The sequence below is a fragment of the Bacillus sp. SD075 genome (genome assembly GCF_017355165.1).
Lineage (GTDB): Bacteria > Bacillota > Bacilli > Bacillales > DSM-1321 > Peribacillus.
Window position 1 is genome coordinate 85,299 of the sequence record NZ_JADILK010000008.1, and the last position, 23,717, is coordinate 109,015.

The following is a 23,717-nucleotide window of genomic DNA, read 5'->3' on the forward strand; positions in this document are numbered from 1 at the left end:
ATATTCCCTAGGCATCTAAATACCTTTTGTCTGCATGCCCGCGAACCCTTCTATAAACCACTAAAGCAATGGCTACAACTACCAACACAATCGAGATAACTTGTGCGATACGCAGCGATTCCGTCAGCATCAAACTATCCGTCCGCAATCCTTCAATGTAACAACGGCCGATGGAATACCATATTACATAGGTTAAAAATAGTTCCCCCCTGCGCAAGTTCACCTTCCGTAAACTTAAGAGAATAAGGACACCTACGATATTCCAAATCGATTCATACAAAAAGGTTGGGTGATAATACGCGCCGTTTATGTACATTTGATTAATGATGAATTCAGGCAAATGCATATTTTCCAGGAATGACCTTGTTATTTCTCTCCCATGCGCTTCCTGATTCATGAAATTACCCCACCGGCCAATTGCCTGCCCCAACAATAAGCTCGGTGCAGCAATATCCGCCAACTTCCAGAATGAGACTTTCTTGACCTTGGCAAAGACGATCGCAGTCAGAACCGATCCAATCAACGCACCATGTATGGCAATTCCGCCATTCCATATTTTTATGATATCCCCCGGGTTTTGTGAATAGTACTCCCATTGGAAGATCACATAATAAATACGGGCACTAATGATCGCGATTGGGACAGCAAACAAAATCATATCCGTAAATATTTCCTTATCCAGACCTCTTCGCTCGGATTCCCTTAACGCGATTATGAGCCCCAATAACACACCGAAGCCGATGATCAGTCCATACCAATGTACCTGGATGGGGCCTAGATCTATCGCTATTGGATTCAGCGGCTGTATTCCTTGTTCCATTTTATCCCTCTTTTCCTATAACCTTTTAAAATTCATCATGTTCCGGATCTGCAATGGCATGATTCAAGCGATCTGAAAACTGTTCTGCAGCATTTACTCCCATTCGTTTTAGGCGGTAATTCATGGCTGCCACTTCAATGATAACGGATAAATTTCGCCCTGGACGGACTGGTACGGTAATTTTCGTCACTTCTGTATCGATGATTTTCATTTTTTCCTCATCAAGGCCAACCCGGTCATACTGCTTATTTTTTTCCCATAGTTCCAAATTGATGACGATTGAGATCTTTTTATTGCTCCGAACTGCACCAGCTCCAAAAAGTGTCATTACATTAATGATTCCCAATCCTCTTATTTCAAGAAGGTGTTCGATTAAATCCGGAGCATTCCCGACTAGCGTATCTTGGTCTTCCTGCCTGATTTCTACGCAATCATCGGCTACAAGACGATGACCACGTTTCACTAACTCCAAGGCTGTCTCACTTTTACCGACTCCGCTTTTCCCGGTGATCAACACCCCTAACCCATAGATATCCACCAATACACCATGAACAGCAGTGGTCGGTGCCAACCTGCTTTCAAGAAAATTGGTCAGACGGCTGTATAACCTTGTTGTCTTCATATTAGATCTCATCACAGGGACGGATTCCCGCTCAGAAGCTTCAATCAATTCTATCGGCACTTCCTGACCACGCGTAATGATGATGCCTGGAGTAAAGTCCCTGCATAACTCTTCCATTCTCTGTATTCGATCCGGTTCATTCAACCGATTAAAAAAGGACATCTCCGTCATACCTAAAAGCTGTACTCGATCCGCGGGATAATAATCAAAAAAACCGGCTATTTCAAGTCCGGGACGAGATAAATCACTCGTTACGATTGGTCGGTTAATTCCTTCTTCCCCACTGATAAGTTCTAGACCGAACGCTTCTACTATATCCTTTGTACGGACTTTTGCCATATATCTTTCCTCCTTTTGGAGCGATGTTATTTTTTGAGATACTTTTTCTATTTTAGCATTTTTCTGTTAATAACCAAACAAAGCATTATCGATTTATTGTTTTTTTATTCACTCCAACTGGATGACAGCAGTGGGAAGCCCCTCGTAAATAGAAAGAGATGAGGTGAATATTAATGGTCTATACACCAAAATAAAAGAAAGCCCGCCAGTTTATATGGCGGGCTCAGACTGTAGACAAACTCGATGAAAATCAATTTTGTCTACAGTATTTAAAGGTTTTCACAATTTAACGTTGATTTCCACTCCAGGCACTCGCTTTCCGCGGATGGTCCGCCTTTGGCGCCTTTTCGCCTGCGAGGCCTCCCCTGGACATGCTTTTCCCGCAGGAGTCCCATACCTTACCTTCCAATCAACTTTGTTTTAAAATTCAGATAGAACCCCTTTTGTCTACAAACAGAAAGCCGGATTTGACGGGCTTTCTGTTTCTTCAGGAAACCGTTATCGCTGCAGTCTTGGTTTCTGCAAAAACATGAAGCACAGGGACCTCTTCTTTAACCGTCTTAAACTTAAGGACTTTCTGGACCACATCACTTTTCTCTTCGATGATGGTCATCCCTTCCAAAGTAACATTAAAGCTTCCTAAATTTGATTTCAGCTCTCCTTCGATCGCCTTACCTGGCGGCAGGGTCAGCTGGACTTTTCCGGTGACTGACTTAGCATGGATCGAATCGCAATCCATTCCTGAATTCGTACAGATGATTTCCCCATTGAACGTTTGGACATCCAATTTCTTGAAATATCCATCGGCATTAATCGCTCCATTCAGGGTCTCGGCTTCCAAGTCATTAAAGGTGGTATCTGAAAGGGTGATCATTCCATTGCCTGTTTCAAGCTCACAAGATTTACCCGTGCCCTGCATGATATGAATGGCCCCATTCGCCGTTTTCGCTTTAAGGTTCTCTGATTCCAACGATTCAGTCGTGATTGCTCCATTGAACATCCTGACATGAATGTCCTCATATTCCTTCCTTGGAATGTACATGATCGTATCAACCTTTATGGATTTTTCACGAACCTTGAACTTCAATTTTCCATTTTCAATCGTAAAATCGACTTCTTCTAAAAAGTTTTTCCTGGCTTCTTCTATCTCTTCCACACGGTATACCTTAGCTTGGCATTCAACCCGGACATCATTATGGTCCCATGCGGCGATTTTTATTTTCCCATTTGCTATATCTACATCTACTTTATTCAGGAAATCATGATCATGCTGGAAAATATGACTGACCTCCACTGATTTCCCGAAATTGAAATCAAGGTCCGTTTCTTTGATTTTCTTAAAAGCACTTTCAACGAAATCAATAATCTTTTCTTTCGATGACTGGATATTCTTCTTAAACGTATCCTGAGTGTTTTCTTCGCTTTTCTTATCCACTACCACCGTTGATAATTCATTTTGCAATTTCTGCTCTTTAGCTTCACTTTCCTGACTGGCTTTATCTAATTCTTCGAATAGGCCCATCGCTTCTTCCGCTGATAGCTTTCCATCCTGAATCATTTCTAAAATCTTCTTTCTTTCCTCCTGCATGAACATTCCTCGCTTTCTTCTATCATTTTATTCATACATACGCCTAGATATCTAAAAAGTTTCATAAATACCGTTTTTCCCATCATTCGACAAAGGGAAATGACAATTTCCGAAAAGGAAGATGTACGATTTCCCCGGAAATATCTTGTTTTCCTATTCTTTAATCAAATGATTGATTAAATGTACGCCGTCATTTTTCTACAAAAAAACAAGCCTGAGGGCTTGTTCCAGACTGAAGATAAACTCAAATAAAAGCCAGTTTGCCTACAGTTTATTTATCAAAAAAGTTCCAGCCAACTGTCTGCCAAGCCTCAAAGCAAGCGCCTGCGGGGTCTTGGCTAGCCAGGTATTCGGCAGGAGTGTCGCAAATTTCTTCCATCCAGTGAGGGTTTCATAACCCTGTCTTATTTCCTGGTTCGGGATGAGACCATTCTGAACCCTTTTTGTCTACAAACCGAAACGGCTGGATTACTTGTTCTTTTAAGCGTGTTCATGCTCGGTTTCTTTTTCTTCCACCCAATTTTCCATGCGAATTTGATCACGGGTAAGTACAGGCTTTAAGTATTTTCCCGTATATGATTCGGAAACTTCACATATTTTTTCAGGCGTTCCATAAGTGACGATCGTACCGCCCTTATCTCCGCCTTCTGGTCCCAGGTCAATAATATGGTCGGCCGTCTTGATGACATCCAGATTATGCTCGATCACCAAAACTGTATCCCCATTGTCAACCAGCCGCTGCAGAACCTGGAGCAACCTTGCTATATCGTGGACATGAAGTCCGGTAGTTGGTTCATCCAAGATATAAAAGGAGCGCCCAGTGGAACGGCGATGCAATTCAGAAGCAAGTTTCACCCTTTGCGCTTCACCGCCTGATAAAGTGGTAGCAGGCTGTCCAAGCTTTATATAACCCAAACCAACGTCAAAAATCGTTTGTAGCTTCCGTTTGATTTTTGGGATATTTTCAAAGAAACTAACGCCTTCCTCGACTGTCATATCGAGAATATCGGATATGTTTTTCCCTTTATATTTCACTTCAAGGGTTTCCCGGTTATAACGTTTCCCATGACATATTTCACACGGGACATAGACATCAGGGAGAAAATGCATTTCAATCTTGATAATGCCATCACCACGGCACGCTTCACAGCGGCCGCCCTTCACATTGAAACTGAACCTTCCTTTTTTATAACCGCGGATCTTCGCTTCATTAGTCGATGCAAATACGTCACGAACATCATCGAATACACCCGTATAGGTAGCTGGATTCGATCGTGGGGTTCTGCCGATCGGTGATTGGTCAATATCAATGACTTTATCTAAATGCTCAATTCCCTTGATCTCACGGAAATCACCTGGCCTTGCTTTTGCCCGATTCAGCTTTTGAGCCAATGATTTATGGAGGATTTCATTCACTAATGTACTTTTCCCCGATCCGGAGACTCCTGTAACAGCTGTAAAGATCCCAAGGGGGAATTTCACATTAACGTTTTTCAAATTATTTTCCTTGGCACCTTTTATCTCAATGACACGACCATCATTTTTTCGGCGTTCCAATGGCAATGGAATGAATTTCTTCCCTGCTAAATATTGGCCCGTTAAGGATTTAGGATCATTCATGACCTCTTCCGGAGTACCAGCGGCCACGATTTCTCCCCCATGCGCTCCTGCTCCAGGACCAACATCGATCAAATAATCCGCAGCAATCATCGTGTCTTCATCGTGCTCTACAACAATCAGGGTGTTGCCGATTTCGCGCATATTCTTCAATGTTTCAATTAATCGATCGTTATCCCTCTGATGCAGCCCTATTGAAGGTTCATCCAGAATATAGAGGACTCCCGTCAATCGGGACCCGATCTGTGTCGCCAATCTTATTCGCTGTGCTTCACCGCCTGATAATGTTCCCGCTGCCCTGCTCAACGTCAAATATTCCAAACCTACATTAGCCAGGAAACCGAGCCGCTCACGAATTTCACGTAAAATCAATTTCGCAATTGCAGCTTCCTTTTCAGTCAAATCAAGCTCATCGAAAAACACTAACGCATCTTCCACTGATAAAGCTGTCGTTTCGCTTATATGGACCCCTTGAATGAGCACGGAAAGACTCTCTTTTTTCAATCGATGCCCCTTACAGGTTGGACAATGATGTTCTGACATATATTTTTGCATTTGCTCACGAATATAATCTGAACTCGTCTCCTTGAAGCGCCTTTCGATGTTTCTTAAAACTCCTTCAAAAGGAATATATCCTTCTTGCACTCTTCCAAAATCATTTTTATAACGGAAATATATCTTATCTTTACCTGAACCAAGCAAGACCTTATCCATTTTCTCTTCCGGTAAATCTTTAACGGGCACATCCATATCTATCCCATAATGGTTGGCCACCGCTTCAAGGAGCTGCGGATAATATTGAGAACTCGTCGGCTCCCATGGCGCAATCGCATGTTGACGAAGGCTTAAATCCTGATTCGGGATGACCAGATCACGGTCCACCTCAAGCCTTGCTCCCAAGCCATCACAATCCGGGCAGGCCCCAAACGGGCTATTGAAGGAAAACATTCTCGGTTCTAACTCTTCAATCGAAAATCCACAGTATGGACACGCATGATGTTCACTGAACAGCAGCTCTTCCTCACCCATGACGTCAATGATGACTTTGCCTTCGCCAAGCTGCAAAGCACTTTCCAATGAATCTGCAAGCCTAGCCATGATACCCTCTTTAATGACGATTCGGTCAATAATGACTTCAATCGAATGTTTTTTATTCTTTTCGAGAGTGATCTCCTCACTGAGATCATGCATTTCCCCGTTCACACGAATGCGGACATAACCTTGTTTCTTAACTTCCTCCAAAACTTTTGCATGTGTCCCTTTTCTGCCTGAGACAAGCGGTGCCAATACCTGGAGCTTGGTTCGCTCAGGGTAATCAAGAATGCGGTCCACCATTTGTTCAATCGTTTGTGAGGTGATTTCAATATCATGGATCGGACAGGTCGGTCTTCCGACCCGTGCAAATAACAACCTTAAATAATCATAGATCTCCGTAACGGTCCCTACGGTTGAACGAGGATTTCGACTGGTCGTTTTCTGGTCTATGGAGATGGCTGGTGACAAACCTTCGATCGCATCGACATCCGGTTTATCCACTTGGCCCAAGAATTGACGAGCATAAGCGGACAGTGATTCCACATAACGTCTTTGCCCTTCTGCATAAATCGTATCAAAAGCCAAGGAAGACTTTCCAGATCCGGATAATCCGGTCAGCACAACAAGTTTATCTCTCGGTATCGTGATATCAATATTCTTTAAATTGTTGGCCCTGGCACCTTTTATCACAATTTTATCCATTGCCATGTTTCGTCACCCTTCCGCTTTTAACTCTAGTAATAAATCACGCAGCTCGGCAGCTCGCTCGAAGTCCAGTGCCTTTGCCGCTTCCTTCATTTCTTTTTCCATACTTGCCATCACTTTTAAACGCTCTTTTTTAGGAAGCTTCGCGAGGCTTGGTGCAAGGTCTTCCTTATACTCTTCGCTTTCTTCCGCTACATGGGTCGCCCTTATGGAATCACGGATATCCTTTTGAATGGTTTGAGGCATTATTCCATGTTTTTCATTATAATTTTCCTGGATTTCACGGCGCCGCCTCGTTTCATTAATGGCAAGTTCCATCGAGTTCGTGATGCGGTCTGCATACATGATGACGTGGCCGTTGGCATTACGGGCTGCACGGCCCATCGTTTGAATAAGCGAACGTTCCGAGCGAAGGAACCCTTCTTTATCGGCATCCAGAATGGTCACTAACGACACTTCCGGAATATCCAGGCCTTCCCTTAAAAGATTGATTCCAACGAGTACATCATATTTGCCCATTCGCAGTTCCCGGATGATTTCTATCCTTTCCAAGGTCTTCACTTCCGAATGAAGATATTGGACCTTGATGCCTATTTCCTTTAAATAATCAGTTAGATCTTCAGACATCTTTTTCGTCAGGGTCGTAATGAGCACACGCTCGTTCTTTTTGACGCGCTCTTGGATTTCACCGATCAAGTCATCTATCTGCCCTTCAATCGGCCGCACTTCTACCGTCGGATCAAGCAATCCGGTAGGACGGATGATCTGCTGAACCATTTCTGGCGTATGTTCGAGTTCATATGGTCCCGGAGTTGCCGAAACGAATATGGATTGATGGACCTTTTTTTCAAATTCTTCAAATCTTAGCGGTCGGTTATCCTTTGCAGACGGCAGACGGAAGCCATGATCGACAAGCACTTGCTTACGCGCCTGATCTCCATTGAACATTCCGCGGATTTGCGAAAGGGTTACGTGTGATTCATCCACGACCAATAGGAAGTCCTCTGGAAAGTAATCTATTAAAGTGTATGGTGTCGCACCTGAGGGACGAAGTGTTAAATGGCGGGAATAGTTCTCTATCCCTGAACAAAATCCCATTTCCCGCATCATTTCCAAATCATAACGGGTCCGCTGCTCCAAGCGCTGTGCTTCAAGGAGTTTTTCATCTTCCCTTAATTCCTTCAATCGTTCTTCCAGTTCCGTTTCGATATTTTGAATGGCTATCCGCATTTTCTCTTCGCGGGTTACGAAGTGGGAAGCCGGGAAAATGGCGATATGTTCACGTTCACCGGTAATTTCACCAGTCAGGGCATCTACTTCACGGATACGGTCAATCTCATCCCCAAAAAACTCGACCCGTACGCAATGTTCATCACGTGAGGCCGGGAAAATTTCGACCACGTCGCCGCGAACGCGGAAGGTCCCCCTTTGGAAAGCAATATCATTCCTCTCATATTGAATATCCACGAGTCTGTGCAGCAAGGCATTCCGATCTATTTCCATGCCTGTTCGGAGGGAAACAACCATTTCCCGGTACTCTTCAGGAGAACCGAGTCCATATATGCACGAAACACTGGCAATGATGATGACATCTTTCCTTTCGAACAAAGACGAGGTTGCCGAGTGACGCAGTTTATCGATTTCATCATTGATGCTTGCATCTTTTTCGATGAATGTATCCGTGGATGGAACATAAGCCTCTGGCTGGTAATAATCATAATAGCTAACGAAGTATTCAACGGCATTATTAGGGAAGAACTCTTTGAACTCACTGTAAAGCTGCCCTGCCAACGTTTTATTGTGGGCAATGACAAGAGTAGGTTTATTGATTCTTTGAATCACATTGGAAACGGTGAACGTTTTCCCTGTCCCTGTTGCCCCCAATAACGTCTGCATTTCCTTGCCTTCCTTAATCCCTTCGACCAGCATTTCAATTGCTGCCGGCTGATCTCCTTGAGGAGAGTATTTTGAGACTAACTCAAACTTATCCTTCACCAAGCATAGCCTCCTATTGAAATATTTTTATATGAAAACGGGACATGCCTATATCCCTTCTATTTATTCCGATTTAATAAAGCATATATACACATTCTACCACAATAGCCTTAAAACAAACCAGCAATAAGCGAACATCCATTCTATTTTTGTTTTCTGGACTCCATGATGTATTGAGGAAAATGACAAGTTTGAGTACAAAAAAAGCACCTTTGGTTGTCAGGCGCTCTTGGATGTACGTTTCATCATTCTTTTAGATAACCAAAATCCCACTGTCAGGGATAAGGCATCGACGATGATCAATAAGTTTGTATGCGTATAACCTTTATATGCGGAAGCTGTAATCAAGGCAACAGTTAAAACAAGGCCCACGACATTGTTATAGGTGACTCTTGAAAATAGCATGACAAGTAGACAAGGAAGGAAAAGGGCAGAAAGAATTTTAATCATTTTTTCATCTCCTTTATAAGAGAAAAATAGAGTAGTTTCAGTTTAAATGATTATGAAGTTTTTTGCCAATCAATTTCCCACTCGATTTTCAAGGCATCATCAGAAGAACATTCCATCCATCAATTATGCCCATAAAAAAAAGAGGCAAACCCCTTTAAAGGGAAGTTTGCTTCTTTTCAGTCCAATCAATATGGATCTGCTTCATGTCCTTTTCTAACGGCGTCCTCAGGGTTATCCGTCCCACCCAGAGGTTTTGAAGAGTCCGTATGTTCAGAAGCCGAGTCCAGTCCATCTTTCAATCTGCGGCCATACTCTTCATCTGCCTCTTCGGCAAGTGCTATCATTTTTTCCTGAATGCGCTTGTCGGCAGGAGCCAATGCCGCCACTAAATTGGAGATTAAATCATCTTTTTCCCAATCCTCGAATTCACGGAATGTTTCACCAGCCTGTTTCGTATTGTTCTGGCGATCGATTGTCTCACGAACAAGTTTCCCTTCCACCATAGGTGTATACTCCTTGCCCGTCTGCTTGGCCTCTTTCAAGCCGCCGACAGTGGATGGTTCGTAGTTGATGTGGGGGCTTTGACTGCCTCTGCCAACTTCATATTGCATCTGTCCGCCAGTCTGATTCGTGGCTGTTGGTTTCTTTGGAGCATTGATCGGCAATTGCAGATAATTCGCGCCAACACGGTGACGTTGTGTATCGGAATAAGAGAATGTACGTCCCTGTAACATCTTGTCATCAGAAAAGTCCAGTCCATCCACTAGGACACCCGTGCCGAATGCAGCCTGTTCAACTTCAGTGAAATAGTCTTCAGGATTTTTATTCAATACCATCGTACCGACATGCAGCCATGGGAACTCATCTTTCGGCCAGATCTTCGTATCATCCAGCGGATCAAAATCCAACTCAGGATGATCATCATCACTCATGATCTGTACGTTGAGATCCCATTCGGGATAGTCCCCGCGTTCGATCGCTTCATATAAATCCTGTGTGGCATGATTGAAATTCGTAGCTTGAATTTCATTTGCTTCTTGCTGTGTCAGGTTCTTGATGCCTTGTTTCGGTTCCCAGTGATACTTGACAAGCACGGCTTCCCCTTGCTCATTCACCCATTTATAAGTATTGACCCCTGATCCTTGCATCATGCGGTAGTTAGCAGGAATGCCCCATGGGGAAAACACAAAGGTAACCATATGGAATGTTTCAGGCGAACTCGAGCAAAAATCGAAAATCCTCCTGCCGTCCTGAATATTCGTGACCGGATCCGGTTTGAAGGCATGAATCAAATCCGGGAATTTCATGGCATCTCGGATAAAGAAAATCTTCAGGTTATTGCCTACAAGATCCCAGTTTCCATCTTCCGTATAAAATTTGACGGCAAATCCCCTGGGATCACGTAACGTTTCCGGAGACGTCCCTCCATGAATAACAGATGAAAATCTCACGAATACCGGGGTTTTTTTACCTTCTTCCTGAAAAACCTTCGCTCTTGTATAATTTGAAATTGGCTCGTCCCCCGCTTTACCGGTCGGAATGAAATAACCATGTGCACCTGCACCACGGGCATGCACAACCCGCTCAGGAATACGCTCCCTATCGAAGTGGCTGATCTTTTCAAGGAAATCATAGTTCTCAAGTGTACTAGGACCTCTGTTCCCTACAGTCCTAAGACTCTGATTATTCGTTACCGGATGCCCTTGCCTGTTCGTTAATGTTTCTTTCGATTCATCATTTGGTTTTTTGGATTTATCAGACAAAAAAATCCCTCCTCTGTTAATAAAAGCCATAACACTACCATACTTTCCCCCATTCCCTATATTTCACTCTTCAATCTTCAAATTTAATTGAAATTTTTCCCCTCATGCCATTAACAACTTGGAACATCTAGCATACCCATTTTTGTATATGTCAACAGCAATCCATTATAATGAACTAAGGATAAATAATTCAAATAGCGGGGTGCATTCATTGGATGAATCAATAGTAGGAAGACTTGGCAGGATCATGACCGGAAAAACAAGTCGTTGGGTTGTCATTGCCGTATGGATAATGGCAGCAATCGCATTAACCTTCACATTGCCTTCCGTTAATGATCGAACAGCAAATAATGCCGCAGACTTGCCTGAAGGCTCACCTTCTGTCGTGGCTGATGAACTTATTAAAGAAGAGTTTCCAAACTCTTCTGGATTACCTGCCCTACTTACATGGCATCGGGAAGGTGGGCTGACAGAGGCCGACTTGGCTGAAATTCAGTACCTTTCCAAAGAACTGACAGATACCCCATTGACACAGCAATCTTTTTTACCGCCGCTTCATGAACTTCCGTTGCCTTCTCTTCAAGAATCGGTTTCAGAGGATGGGACGACTTTCGTACAGCCGCTTTTCTTTAAAGAAAAGACCGAGACTGAAATCCTCGAAAAAAATCTTGAAAGCATTAATGAAGCAGTATCGGAACAAATTGGATCGGATCCATTCAAGGTCCCTATAGATTCAGATGAATTATCCCTTCGAGTGACAGGCCCTGTAGGGATATCCGTCGATGCAACGGGTTTATTTTCAGGTGCAGATTTCAAATTGCTATTAGCGACAGTAATACTTGTACTTGTCGTGTTATTACTCATTTACCGTTCCCCGCTCTTAGCCATCATTCCTCTAATCGGAGTAGGCTTCGCCTATATTGTCACGAGCCCGATCCTTGGATTCATGGCAGATCATGGTTGGATTACTGTCGATTCACAGGCCATTTCAATCATGACCGTATTATTATTCGGTGCCGGAACGGATTATTGTCTATTTTTAATTTCTCACTACAGAAGTGAATTAAGAATTCATGAAAGCAAAAGGAAAGCCATGATCGCCGCATTTAAAGATTCATCAGGCGCCATTGCGATGAGCGGCCTTACGATCGTCATCTCCCTGCTAACATTGCTTGTAGCCAAATACGGGGCCTACCACCGTTTCGCTGTACCATTCAGCTTGTCCATTTTAATCATGATGCTGGCAGCTTTAACACTTGTACCGGCATTGCTTTCTGTATTCGGAAGGGCTTCCTTCTTCCCAATCGTTCCGCGTACATCAGAAATGGAAGAAGCACGGGCTAGGAAAAAGGGAAAAGCCGTCAAAAAGCATAAAGAAGGGCTCATCGGTAACTGGATTGGCCATATTGTCACAACCAAGCCATGGACCGTCATTCTTACATGCCTGATCATCTTCAGTACTTTAGCTGGGTATTCTTCACAAATAAAATATTCATATGATATTCTCTCTTCCTTCCCTGAAGATATGAACTCCCGTGAAGGCTATTCTGTCATTTCCGACTCGTACTCACCGGGCGAACTGGCACCGGCCACAGTGGTTGTCGATACGGATGGTGAAGATATCGATTTAGCGCCGGCATTGGAAGGGATGAATATTATTGAAAGTGTTGCCGATCCGGTTACAAGTAAATCCAATAAAGATCTTCAATCCTATGAGGTCACATTCAACTTAAACCCATATGATATCGAGGCCATCGATTCCATACCGGAAATCCGCACAATGGCGGTGAAAGAATTGAAGGCCGCCAATATATCTGCCGTTGATGAAAAGGTTTGGATTGGCGGGCAAACTGCCACGCAATTTGATAAAAGGGATACCGTAACATCCGATGAATTCATGATCATTCCGATCATCATCGTCCTGATTTCCTTGCTCCTTTTAGCCTACTTGCGATCTGTGACAGCCATGTTGTATTTAATGGGGACAGTCATTCTCTCATTCTTTGCGGCTATGGGCTTAGGTTGGATAATCCTGCACTATTTCATGGGTGTCGATGCCATAGAGGGGACAATTCCACTTTATTCTTTCGTATTCCTGGTTGCACTTGGAGAAGATTATAACATTTTCATGGTTTCAAGCATTTGGCGTAAGAAAGAAACCATGCCAATCAAGCAGGCCATCAGAAAAGGCGTTGCCGAAACTAGCGGTGTCATCACATCCGCCGGAATCATCTTGGCAGCCACCTTTTCCGTTCTAGCCACACTTCCGATTCAAGTATTGGTTCAATTCGGGCTCATTACCGCTCTTGGTGTGTTAATGGACACATTCATCGTGCGCCCGTTCCTTGTTCCTGCTATTACCGCTCTACTTGGCCGCCGTGCTTTTTGGCCGAGTAAAGTGACCAATCAGGAAGAGAAAGAACAGGCCAATTAATAAAAGCAGACAGCTTTACTCTTCTTCATAAAAAAACCCTGTGCCCCATAAATGCACAGGGTTTTTCATATTTTCTAAATTAAGGAAAAATTTAAGTTGACATCATTGCTTCCACCTCTTATAATTACATTAAGTTAAGATATCTCAAATTAAAGATATATAAATTCAAGATTAATAATTTGGAGGAATAAACATGACAAATACAAAATGGACAGTCGACCCGACTCACAGCGCCATTGAATTTTCCGTAAAACATATGATGATCGCTAAAGTAAAAGGAAGTTTTAATAAGTTCGAAGCAAGCATTCTAGCAAACCCATTGGATCTAACAACTGCAGAAATCGATTTTACCGTTGATGTGGCCAGTATCGACACACACAATGCAGACCGGGATAATCACTTGCGTTCCGCTGACTTTTTTGATGTAGAAAAAAATCCCACATTAACATTCAAATCAACAAAAATCGTGAAAACGAATGAAGATGAATACGATGTAACTGGAAATGTGACTCTTAATGGAATCACACAAGAAGAAACTTTCAGCATCACCTTCGAAGGCCAAGGGAAAGATCCATGGGGAAATGAAAAAGCAGGATTTAGCGGAAAAGGGAAAGTTAAACGCAGTGATTATGGCCTAACCTATAACGCGGCATTAGAAACAGGCGGCGTATTGATCGGCGATCAAATCACGCTTACCATTGAAATCGAGGCAGCTAAAGAAGCTTAATGAAAAGAAGAAGCAGCCATCCCAAGGATGGCTGCTTCTTTCTATATTTACCGGGTTTACGAATTCCTCGTTTTATATAGTAAATAAATGAAGTAAGGTGCCCCGATGCTCGCTGTGAAGACACCAGCCGGTATTTCCAAAGGTGAAAATAAGGTCCGTCCAATCAAGTCCGCCACCATAACCAGGATGCCACCAAGCAAAGCTGAAGTGGGCAGTAACACACCAAAACTCGAACCAACCAGCCTTCTGGCAATGTGAGGTGCCATTAATCCCACAAAACCAATTCCTCCAGCAAAAGCGGTAGAACCTCCAATCAAGGCCGTACTGATCATCAATAATGTAAACCGTTGTTTTTGGACATGTCCCCCAAGCCCCGTTGCAAGGTCATCCCCCAGCTCCTGTAAATTAATATTCCTGGCATACAGGAAGGCGATGACCAGGAAGAGAATCGTCCATGGTGCCAGTACAGCGATATTATTCCAGGTGGAGTTAGACACTGACCCCGTGATCCATAGGTTTGCCTGGCTCGCTTGATAAACTGGGCCAAGAATCATCATCATCGTAGTAAGTGCCTTCATTAAAGCCATCACCCCAATCCCGATCAACACTAGCCTAATCGGGGGAACGCCATTTTTCCAGGCTAAGGAATATACTAGTAAGGCCACGACTGTCGCCCCAATGAATGCAGCTAGCGGAAGCCAATTGATGCTCACTGTTAAAGAATGGTTCGTATCGCTAAAAACGGCCAAGAATCCAACGACCGCTACAGTCGCCCCCCCTGTTATCCCCAAGATATCAGGAGAAGCAAGTGGATTTCGAATCATCCCTTGAAGGATTCCCCCAGCTACAGCAAGGCCCATCCCTACCAACAGGGCGACAATTATTCTAGGTAGGCGGAAAGATTGGATAATAAGCCGATCGCTATCCGTCCCCCCTCCGACAAGGACCTGGAGGACACTTAGCGGATTTATATTCATTTCACCCACTCCAGTACTGATCACAAACACTAGTGAAGTGACTAAAAATAATATAAAAATCACGATCATTGCTTTTTTATCCATCAAGAATGATATTTTTTCATTAAATAATCGAAAGCTCTTATATGACTTCATCGGCCGCTGAACCCCTTTCTAGCTATATAAATAAAGAATGGGGTCCCGATTATGGCTGTCATGACTCCAACCGGAATTTCTCGAGGCATCAGGATATACCTGGATATGACATCGGCTGCAATCAAAAGCACCGCCCCGAAAAGTCCAGAGAACGGAATCAACCAGCGATGATCAATGCCTACTATAGAACGTGTAAGATGCGGAATGACAATTCCTATAAATCCAATCGGACCCGCCACCGCCACTGATCCGCCAGCGAGCAGGATGATTGCCAGCCCCATAACCAGTTTAATGAAAACAATATTCAGCCCAAGGCCTTTTGCAACATCTTCACCCATGGATAACACATTCATTTTACCGGACATGATCCAGGCAAGGGCCCAACCTACGATAAGATACGGCAGGACGGCAACTAAATTATCTAGACTTCTACCGGAAACGGATCCGGCAAGCCAGAAAAGGACTTGATCTAAAAGAGCCTCATTTGAAACAAGAAGACCTTGTGTAAGTGAAGCTACCATTGCCGTCATGGCTGCACCGGCCAATGTCAGCTTCATCGGTGTCAAGCCACCACGTCCCATGCTTCCAATCATATATATGCTTATCGCGGCTATGGCAGCCCCTATGAATGACAGCCATGTGAATACTTGAAGATTGCTTATCCCAAAAACGGTGACCCCAGTGACAACCGCCAATCCCGCCCCGGCGTTGACCCCGAATATATCTGGGGAGGCTAGGGGGTTTTTAGTTAGCGTTTGCATCAAAACCCCCGAGATGGCTAAACTTGCACCAATTGCCGATGCAATCAGGGCACGCGGAAGTCTGACTGATTGAATGACAATGTGTTCATTCGTCCCATTGAAATGGGTAAAAGCATCGATGGCCATTTTCCAGGTTGTATCTGTATAACCGTATACAATGCTGGAGCACAGTAAAAACAGCAGCAAAAGAATGGTAATGAACAGGCCCATCCATTTCTGCCATGAATTTTTTAATAGCATATCCAGTTACCTTTCCAATCACGTTTGTGTACTATTACCTAATTCAATTGTACTGGCGTTAACAGGATTATGTCAATGAATTTGAGAATCATTTTCAATTATATATTGACAGAAAAGTATATTCATTTTATGATGAGGCTGTTAAGTGCGAATGATTATCATTTGCCGGAAAATTGGGAGGGATACATAGATGTTTAAATTTAAGTCATTATTAACGATTTTTACAATATTTGCAGTTTTCCTTCTAGCAGCTTGCGGTAATTCGGATGAAAAAGCCGAAAATAAAGCTGAAGACAAGAAAGAGGAAAAAAGCTACACAATTGAGCATGCCATGGGTACTGCCGAGTTGAAAGAAACACCTAAAAGAGTAGTCGTTCTAACAAATGAAGGCACTGAAGCATTGCTTGCTTTAGGAATTAAACCTGTTGGTGCCGTCCAATCTTGGCTTGGTGACCCTTGGTACGACCATATTAAAGATGATATGGACGGGGTCGAAGTCGTTGGTGTTGAACATGAAGTTAACTTAGAGAAAATCGCATCATTGAAGCCTGACTTGATTATCGGAAGCAAGATACGCCAAGAAGCTGTATATGATAAATTAAAGGCAATCGCCCCTACCGTTTTTTCGGAAACGCTAAGAGGAGATTGGAAAGAAAACTTTAAACTATATGCAAAAGCCTTGAACCTTGAAGAAAAAGGTAACGATGTAATTGCAGAATTCGATAAACACACAGAAGATCTTAAAGCCAAATTGGGTGATAAAGTAAATCAGGAAGTTTCCATTGTTCGTTTCATGGCTGGAACTACTCGTATTTATTACACAGATTCATTCTCCGGAGTGATTTTCGATCAATTAGGATTTAAACGCGCAGAACAACAGAAGGAACTATTCACTGCAGATAATAAATTAGGTAACCTTGCCATTGAAGTAGGGAAAGAAGTCATCCCTAAAATGGATGGAGATATTCTCTTCTACTTCACTTACGCTCCTGAAGGGGACAAACAGGCACTAAGCACAGCAAAAGAATGGACGAACGATCCACTTTGGAAAAACCTTGATGCAGTCAAAAACGGGAATGCTCATGAAGTTAGCGACGCAACATGGAATACAGCTGGCGGAGTAATTGCAGCTAATAAAATGCTGGACGATCTAGAAAAGATCATGCTTGAAAAGTAATAACACGTTTCAATTGAAAACGGCCTTTCTCGATATACTTCGAGAAAGGCCGTTTTACTTTTTATTCACGCGCACAGCTTTCGGAACATTACCCCACCTGTCCGCTTTCCTTTAATTGATCGTCAACGAACAAGATACCCAATTCGTAATGCTCCCCGTCAAAAAGAGCCCTTTGCACAAATCGAATCTGTTCATTATTATCGATGACCTCAAGCTTGCAATGTGCCCGGTTTATTTGGAGCGCCCTGTATAACTCTTCTTCTTCCCTGACGACGACCCCATTTATTTTCGAAATGACCTCGCCTTTTAGCAACCCCATTTTATCTGCCGGAGATTGAGGGATAACACCTAAGATCTGTACACCCAGCTTACTTTTCGAAAAGTAAAAAGGAAGCTTTTGGTCCATTGCCTTTTGGGAGTAATGCAGGAATTCGCGACCGATGATTGCTAAAACAGCCGTTATGATTGCCAATGGAGGGTACCAGTAACCAACAGCCGCCAATAGTGTAATCACAATTCCCAATGCCCCTACCTTTTTGCCTTGCGCCCTAATGGCCAGTTCCGGAAGCGTCCCATGAACTTTTTGCTTAAAGCCGATTAAAATGGGGAGTGCAATCGGCGACAGGGACATGTCCCCGATTGAAAAAACCGGATACCATTCGAAAGGCACCGGAAGTTGCCCTCCCGGAATCATGACGAACATGGGAATTAGCCAGATTCGCTGTGAAACATACACACCTATTGGCTGCCCCCTCTTGGATACCTCCAACTGAGGAGAAACCTTTTTACTTCCATTGCCAACAATCAAAAACCCTTCAGCAATCAGTAATAACCCTATTAAAATGACAAGTGTCGGATATACGGACCGATCCAACTGATTTAAAGCATCCTGAAATAACGTCAGCTTGATATCTCTATCATATAAAAAGAAAAGGATAAAGAAGGTGAGCCCCACTGTATAAATGGGGGAAACGAATCTCTTCTTCATGGACAGCATGGACAAAACTGTAACCACTGCCATGATGAACAGCGCCGCCAAAGGAATGGCGAGTCCAGTAGCCAGCGTGAGGATGGAAAGGATCAATCCCCATACCAACCCTTGAGGTAACATGGAACGAAGCTCCATGGAAAAACTGTAGATCTTCGTATTAAAATCATGGCGTTCCCGTTTAACGCGAAGATAGCCGATGAATAAACAATAGGCAATCGAAACATAAAGTAGAGGATGAAGGAAGAGTTTTCCTAATCCCATTAAACATGCAATCAGCCAGTCCGTTGTCAATTTCTTTCCACCATCCTCAAAAGTAATCAAAATTTTGTCAAATTTCGTTCTGGTCAGTTACCTCCTATTCTATCAAAAATGTAACCTTCATGCCTATTAAGATGCAGAAAAAGTAGCTTTCCCTTAAGTTTCTTCTATACTGTTTTCATATTCGCGGAAAGGGCTCGATCACATTCAAAAAAACACCGCCCCAAAAGGGAACGGTGCCATCGGGTTATTTCACTAAATAATTCAAGGCCGTGCGTAACTGAATATCATTATCTTCATCCTGGATCTTTTCCAGAATGGCGGATTCCAGATGTGCTGCGGTTTTAGCGTCCAGCTTGCCTGTCACTTTCAGGCCAAATTGTTTTTGGAATGCTTTTACTGCGATTTCTGTACTCCAATCATAATATCCATCCTCACGACCCGGTTCCAATCCAAGCCCTTTCAGAATGCTTTGGGCATACTGGATTTGTTCATCATTCATATCCCGCTGCAAGACCTTCTCAATGGCCAGCTGATGAGCACCAAAATAATCCGGCTGTTTTACTTTGATTGTCGGTTCGATCCCTTTTTTATGGATCCAGTTCCCTGAAGGTGTCAGCCACTTATATAACGTAAGTTTAATCTTACTGCCATCCCCCATGGGAACAGCTTGCTGTACTGTGCCTTTCCCGAAGGTCTTCTCGCCGACCAATGGGTAGCCTCCAGCCTCCTGCATCGCGCCGGCAAGGATTTCCGAGGCTGAGGCACTGCCTTTATCCGTCAAGACGGCAATCGGATAACTTTTCGCTTTCTTAAGGCTTGTAAAAAACGATTGTGTTTCCCCCGTTCTTTCCGCAATTTGCAAATAAGGCTTATCTTTTGTGATAAACTCGCCAAGAATCGTTTCCACACTTGAAAGAAGGCCACCGGGGTTGCCGCGTACATCTATGACCAAGCCCTTGATTCCCTTCTTTTCCAATTCCTTCATCTGGTTTTTGAAATCACTCGCAGTATTTTCCGAGAATGTGGTCAACTCGATATAACCGATTTGTTCTCCGGCGACTTCCTTAATGGATGAAAATACGGTATCCATTGGAATTTCGGCGCGCACCATATTGAATTCAAGCGGATTATCCACCCCTGCCCGCTTTATTTCCATTTTGACAGGCGAGCCTTTTTTACCGCGGATTTTCAGGCGTGTTTCATATAGATCCAAACCTTCTACACTCTCACCGTTCACCTTAAGGATTTGATCTTTCGGCTTTAATCCAGCTTTTTCAGCAGGCGAATCTTTGTAGGGGGAAACAATTATGACCTTCCCCTCTTCCATTCCGATTTCAGTCCCTATCCCTTCAAAAGATGAGTCAAGGGTTTCGTTGAACTGCTTTGCGGTCTCCTTGTCCATATATACGGAATAAGGATCTTTAAGCGCTGACAGCATGCCTTGGATGGCACCCTCCACCAGGTTGGAACCGTCCACCTGTTCTACATACTGACTTACGATCAACCCGTAAGCTTGTTCCACCTTTGCCCATTCCTTATCCTTCGATATTGCCTGGCTTTCATCCTTTGCCTCATTCTTAGCCGGGAGGCTTGTCCAATATATGCCCCCCACTGCTCCAATGGCTAGTGACATGATGATTGCTAGAGGAAGTACCCATTTTTTGACCATATTTATCCCCATTTCTGACCTGATATGTATTTCACTATATGAGGGGAATGGAAAGAATATGCTTAAACAAAATGGTGAAACCACACAAAAAAAAAACAGACCAGGAATTTATCCTGGTCTGTTTTTCATTTGATATATCGGGTATTAAATATTTATATAGTTTAATGGATTAACAGCATTTGACTTGCTATAATTCCATGCGCCTTTATGTAACTCAAAGTGTAAATGCTGACCGTATGAATGTCCTGTGTTACCCATGATGCCAATTTGTTGACCTTTGGCCACAACAGCACCTTCGCTTGCTTGTCTAGAACTTAAGTGTGCATACACAGTAGTCCATTGCTGACCGCCGATCGAATGGGTAACGAAGATGACGTTACCGTATGAACTTGAGAAGTAAGAACGGCTTACGACTCCGTCCGCTGCCGCTACAACTGGAACCGTTCCACTAGCAGCAATATCGATGCCGGCATGCTGTTTATTCCAACGTTCACCCATTGTTGAAGATACATAGCCTGCACTTGGTCTAGTGAAAGTGCCCGATGATACAGCTGGCACTGAGCTTACATTAGACGAAGAGTGTGAAGGTGATGATGATGAACTGTTACTTTTTGCACTATATCCTGAAGAGGTCGATTGTTTTTTTGATTCAGATGCTTGTGATGCTGCTTGGGCCGCCGCTTGGGCCGCTTCTTGCTCTGCACGTTTTTTCGCTTCGGCTGCCGCTTTCTTACGTGCTGCTTCCAACTCGGCAAGACGTTGATGCTCTAAACTGATGGCTGATTTGATGGCTCTTTCTTGAGCGGCAAGATTCGATTTTTCTTCCTCTAGGCCCATCTTCTCATGTTCATGCTTTTCAGTTTGTTGCTTTAATTTCTTAACTAAAGCATCCTTTTCTTGCTTTTGCTGTTTTTGTTGCTTTTGAATTTCTAAAAGTTCAGCTTTTGCCACTTCTAAACGGGCAAGCTTCGTTTCAACGGCTTTTTGCTTCTCTTCCAGAGCCTTTTTATCCAGCTCATGCTCTTTTAAAATATCGCGGTCGGCTTCAGCAATTGTCGCTACTGCTCCGACACGGTCAACTAAATCTCCAAAACTGGATGATCCGAATAATACTTCAAGGTAGTTCACGTCCCCGCCAGTCTCCTGGAAAGAAAGTGCCCTTTCCTTCAATACTTCATTACGTTTGGCGATCCGCTCTTTTAATACTTTAATCTCTTCTTTTAATGCTTCGATTTCTTTTTTCGTTTGGGTAATTTCAGCATTTTTAGCATCGATTTTTTTTGCGGACTCCGCAATTTTCGCTTCAATGGCAGCGATTTGATCTTCTGCTGTCATTTGCTTATCCTGCAGGTTATCGATTTTCTTCTCCGTTTCGGAAATATTCGATTCAACACCCGAACGTTTTTCCTGGATGGACTCTTTCTGTTTTTCTAAATTCGAGATCGACTCGGCATAAACCGAAGGTGCTGCTAATATGCTTCCCAACCCGATCATAATGGAGGCATTCATGGCGATGATATTTTTTTTCAACGTTTCATTTCCCCTTTCAACCCGTTACATCCTTGCCTTGTAACGTCTCTCTATTTATATCCGGCTTCTTTTGGCTTTCGAGTAAAGGTACACTTTTATACTTTCAAGAACTTCCTGACGGACATCAAGCTGCCCCATATCCCGATAACGGCACCAATTACGATGATGATGGCCGAAACTTGATAAATAAACGGATTCGCAGGCAGGAAATCTATGAATTTGAACGTGATCTGCGGTGCAGCATATTTATAAAGGTTGTAGTAGAGAACTGCAATCAGACCTATGGGAATGATGGAACCGAGGACTCCCAACCAGAGTCCCTCCAAGAAGAATGGCCAACGGATGAACGTATTCGTTGCTCCTACCAATCTCATGATCTCAATTTCTTTTCTTCTGGCTACAATGGTAATTTTAATCGTATTCGAAATCAGGAACATTGCAGTAAATAGTAAACCTACAATAAGAACGATTCCTATGTTTCTAGCAATATTAACAAAGCTGAATAATTTCTCGACGTAGCCTTGTCCATATTTAACACTTTGGATATACTCCAAACCTTCGATTTTTTTTGCCACCTTAATGACATCTTGCGGGGATTTCGTTTTGATAACATAAACGTCCCTTAATGGGTTATCCTGTTCAAATGGTTTAAATGCCTCACCATTATCTCCTAAATCATCTATTAAATTAGTAAGCTCTTCATCTTTTGGAGAGAAAATCACTGATTCAATGCCGTTTATCTCCGTAATTTGCTTACCGATAGCTTTTATATCGTCATCATTCGCCGCATTATCAATATGTGCACGAACTTCGACATCTTTCTCCACATTTCCCGCGATATGATTTAAATTCATCATGAGCACTAAAAAGACGCCAACCAAGGTTAGAGTGACCGTTACTGCACTGACTGAAGCAAACGTCATCCATCCATTACGGCCAATATTTTTAAAACTTTCACGGAAGTGACGGAGCAATGTTCTAAATTTCATATCCGTAATCACCTCGATGTTCATCGCGAACTATTTTTCCACTTTCAATGGCAATGACACGTCGTTTAATATTGTTGACGATATCCCTATTATGGGTGGCCATGACAAGTGTAGTCCCTCGTTTATTAATTTCTTCAAATATGTTCATGATTTCCCATGATGTTTCGGGATCAAGGTTACCTGTAGGCTCGTCGGCTATAACCACCTTAGGATCATTGACGATCGAACGGGCTATTGCAACCCTTTGCTGTTCCCCACCAGATAACTCGGAAGGGAGCATTCTCGCTTTATGTTTAATGCCAACCAGATCAAGGACTTCCATGACCCTCTTTTTGATTTCTTCTGGTTCCTTTTCAATAACTTCCATGGCAAAAGCAACATTTTCATATGCAGTGAATGTTTGAAGGAGTTTGAAATCTTGGAATACCATACCGATATTACGGCGGAATAGAGGAACTTTCGAATTGCGGATACTTGGCAGGCTAAGGCCATTGACCATGATATTACCGCTTGTAGGCTTTTCTTCCCTATACATCATTTTGATGAAGGTCGATTTTCCGGCACCGCTCGGACCCACTACATAAACGAACTCGCCTGGCTTTATTTTCACATTGATTCCATTAATGGCAATGACGCCATTTGGATATGTCTTTTTCACATCTATCATTTCTATCATTCTAAAACCACCTAATTTGCTTGGATTATCACTATGTACCTACAGCTTTTTCGACAATTTCCACTGAAATCTGACAGGAATCTCTCTTACTTGAGCACAGAAACATTATAACATCATATTTTGTCAAATTAAGCATAAAAAATATTACAGTTTCATTTCAGTTAGACATATATCAACATCTATGTAATAATTCCAGGATTTGATTGCTTGATAAGG

The 23,717-nt window shown here is 43.0% G+C and carries 17 protein-coding genes; 3 read left to right on the forward strand and 14 right to left on the reverse strand.

Annotated features, from left to right (window positions below):
* Nucleotides 1-7: 7 nt before the first annotated feature.
* The 7 genes from lgt to IOC57_RS08660 all read right to left on the reverse strand — a co-directional run bounded on the left by lgt (nucleotide 8) and on the right by IOC57_RS08660 (nucleotide 10,964).
* Complete coding sequence (gene lgt, locus IOC57_RS08630; protein WP_207438336.1) at nucleotides 8-820, reverse strand: prolipoprotein diacylglyceryl transferase; 813 nt, start codon at nucleotides 818-820, stop codon at nucleotides 8-10.
* A gap of 25 nt (nucleotides 821-845) precedes the next feature.
* The gene (gene hprK, locus IOC57_RS08635; protein ID WP_207438337.1) at nucleotides 846-1,781 is read right to left on the reverse strand and encodes an HPr(Ser) kinase/phosphatase; all 936 of its coding nucleotides are present in this window, start codon (nucleotides 1,779-1,781) and stop codon (nucleotides 846-848) included.
* Nucleotides 1,782-2,268: 487 nt separating this feature from the next.
* On the reverse strand, nucleotides 2,269-3,369 hold the full coding sequence (locus tag IOC57_RS08640) for a DUF4097 family beta strand repeat-containing protein (protein ID WP_207438338.1): 1,101 nt from the start codon (nucleotides 3,367-3,369) through the stop codon (nucleotides 2,269-2,271).
* 480 nt (nucleotides 3,370-3,849) lie between these two features.
* Nucleotides 3,850-6,729, reverse strand: a complete 2,880-nt coding sequence (gene uvrA / locus IOC57_RS08645; protein ID WP_207438339.1) for an excinuclease ABC subunit UvrA — start codon at nucleotides 6,727-6,729, stop codon at nucleotides 3,850-3,852.
* A gap of 6 nt (nucleotides 6,730-6,735) precedes the next feature.
* Nucleotides 6,736-8,721 (reverse strand): excinuclease ABC subunit UvrB, encoded by a 1,986-nt coding sequence (gene uvrB / locus IOC57_RS08650; protein WP_207438340.1) that lies wholly within the window; start codon nucleotides 8,719-8,721, stop codon nucleotides 6,736-6,738.
* A 219-nt stretch (nucleotides 8,722-8,940) separates the two neighbouring features.
* On the reverse strand, nucleotides 8,941-9,171 hold the full coding sequence (locus IOC57_RS08655) for a CsbA family protein (RefSeq protein ID WP_034309928.1): 231 nt from the start codon (nucleotides 9,169-9,171) through the stop codon (nucleotides 8,941-8,943).
* Nucleotides 9,172-9,356: 185 nt separating this feature from the next.
* Nucleotides 9,357-10,964: a catalase gene (locus IOC57_RS08660; protein ID WP_207438341.1), complete on the reverse strand. Its 1,608-nt coding sequence runs from the start codon at nucleotides 10,962-10,964 to the stop codon at nucleotides 9,357-9,359.
* 181 nt (nucleotides 10,965-11,145) lie between these two features.
* On the opposite strand from IOC57_RS08660, the gene IOC57_RS08665 reads away from it, so the two are divergent.
* Both IOC57_RS08665 and IOC57_RS08670 read left to right on the forward strand, forming a co-directional pair.
* Nucleotides 11,146-13,368 (forward strand): MMPL family transporter, encoded by a 2,223-nt coding sequence (locus IOC57_RS08665; protein WP_483862047.1) that lies wholly within the window; start codon nucleotides 11,146-11,148, stop codon nucleotides 13,366-13,368.
* A 193-nt stretch (nucleotides 13,369-13,561) separates the two neighbouring features.
* Nucleotides 13,562-14,095: a YceI family protein gene (locus IOC57_RS08670; protein WP_207438342.1), complete on the forward strand. Its 534-nt coding sequence runs from the start codon at nucleotides 13,562-13,564 to the stop codon at nucleotides 14,093-14,095.
* 56 nt (nucleotides 14,096-14,151) lie between these two features.
* On the opposite strand, the gene IOC57_RS08675 is transcribed toward IOC57_RS08670, so the two are convergent.
* Both IOC57_RS08675 and IOC57_RS08680 read right to left on the reverse strand, forming a co-directional pair.
* On the reverse strand, nucleotides 14,152-15,207 hold the full coding sequence (locus IOC57_RS08675; protein ID WP_207438343.1) for a FecCD family ABC transporter permease: 1,056 nt from the start codon (nucleotides 15,205-15,207) through the stop codon (nucleotides 14,152-14,154).
* A complete protein-coding gene (locus IOC57_RS08680; protein ID WP_207438344.1) occupies nucleotides 15,204-16,208 on the reverse strand; it encodes a FecCD family ABC transporter permease in 1,005 nt (334 codons plus the stop codon). Before IOC57_RS08680 ends, IOC57_RS08675 begins: the two co-directional genes overlap by 4 nt.
* Before the next feature lie 190 nt (nucleotides 16,209-16,398).
* Here IOC57_RS08680 and IOC57_RS08685 point away from each other — a divergent pair, with 190 nt between their 5' ends.
* Nucleotides 16,399-17,385 carry an ABC transporter substrate-binding protein gene (locus tag IOC57_RS08685; protein ID WP_207438345.1) on the forward strand — a complete coding sequence of 329 codons (987 nt, stop codon included), beginning with the start codon at nucleotides 16,399-16,401 and terminating at the stop codon, nucleotides 17,383-17,385.
* 88 nt (nucleotides 17,386-17,473) lie between these two features.
* Here the strand turns inward: IOC57_RS08685 and IOC57_RS08690 are convergent, their stop codons facing one another.
* The 5 genes from IOC57_RS08690 to ftsE form a co-directional block, all read right to left on the reverse strand.
* Nucleotides 17,474-18,667 carry a PDZ domain-containing protein gene (locus IOC57_RS08690; protein ID WP_207438346.1) on the reverse strand — a complete coding sequence of 398 codons (1,194 nt, stop codon included), beginning with the start codon at nucleotides 18,665-18,667 and terminating at the stop codon, nucleotides 17,474-17,476.
* A gap of 214 nt (nucleotides 18,668-18,881) precedes the next feature.
* Nucleotides 18,882-20,306, reverse strand: coding sequence for a S41 family peptidase (locus IOC57_RS08695; RefSeq protein WP_207438347.1), 1,425 nt, complete (start codon nucleotides 20,304-20,306; stop codon nucleotides 18,882-18,884).
* 144 nt (nucleotides 20,307-20,450) lie between these two features.
* Complete coding sequence (locus tag IOC57_RS08700) at nucleotides 20,451-21,836, reverse strand: murein hydrolase activator EnvC family protein (protein ID WP_207438348.1); 1,386 nt, start codon at nucleotides 21,834-21,836, stop codon at nucleotides 20,451-20,453.
* A gap of 95 nt (nucleotides 21,837-21,931) precedes the next feature.
* Nucleotides 21,932-22,825, reverse strand: coding sequence for a permease-like cell division protein FtsX (gene ftsX / locus IOC57_RS08705; protein WP_207438349.1), 894 nt, complete (start codon nucleotides 22,823-22,825; stop codon nucleotides 21,932-21,934).
* Nucleotides 22,815-23,501, reverse strand: a complete 687-nt coding sequence (ftsE, locus tag IOC57_RS08710) for a cell division ATP-binding protein FtsE (RefSeq protein WP_207438350.1) — start codon at nucleotides 23,499-23,501, stop codon at nucleotides 22,815-22,817. Before ftsE ends, ftsX begins: the two co-directional genes overlap by 11 nt.
* Nucleotides 23,502-23,717 lie beyond the last annotated feature (216 nt).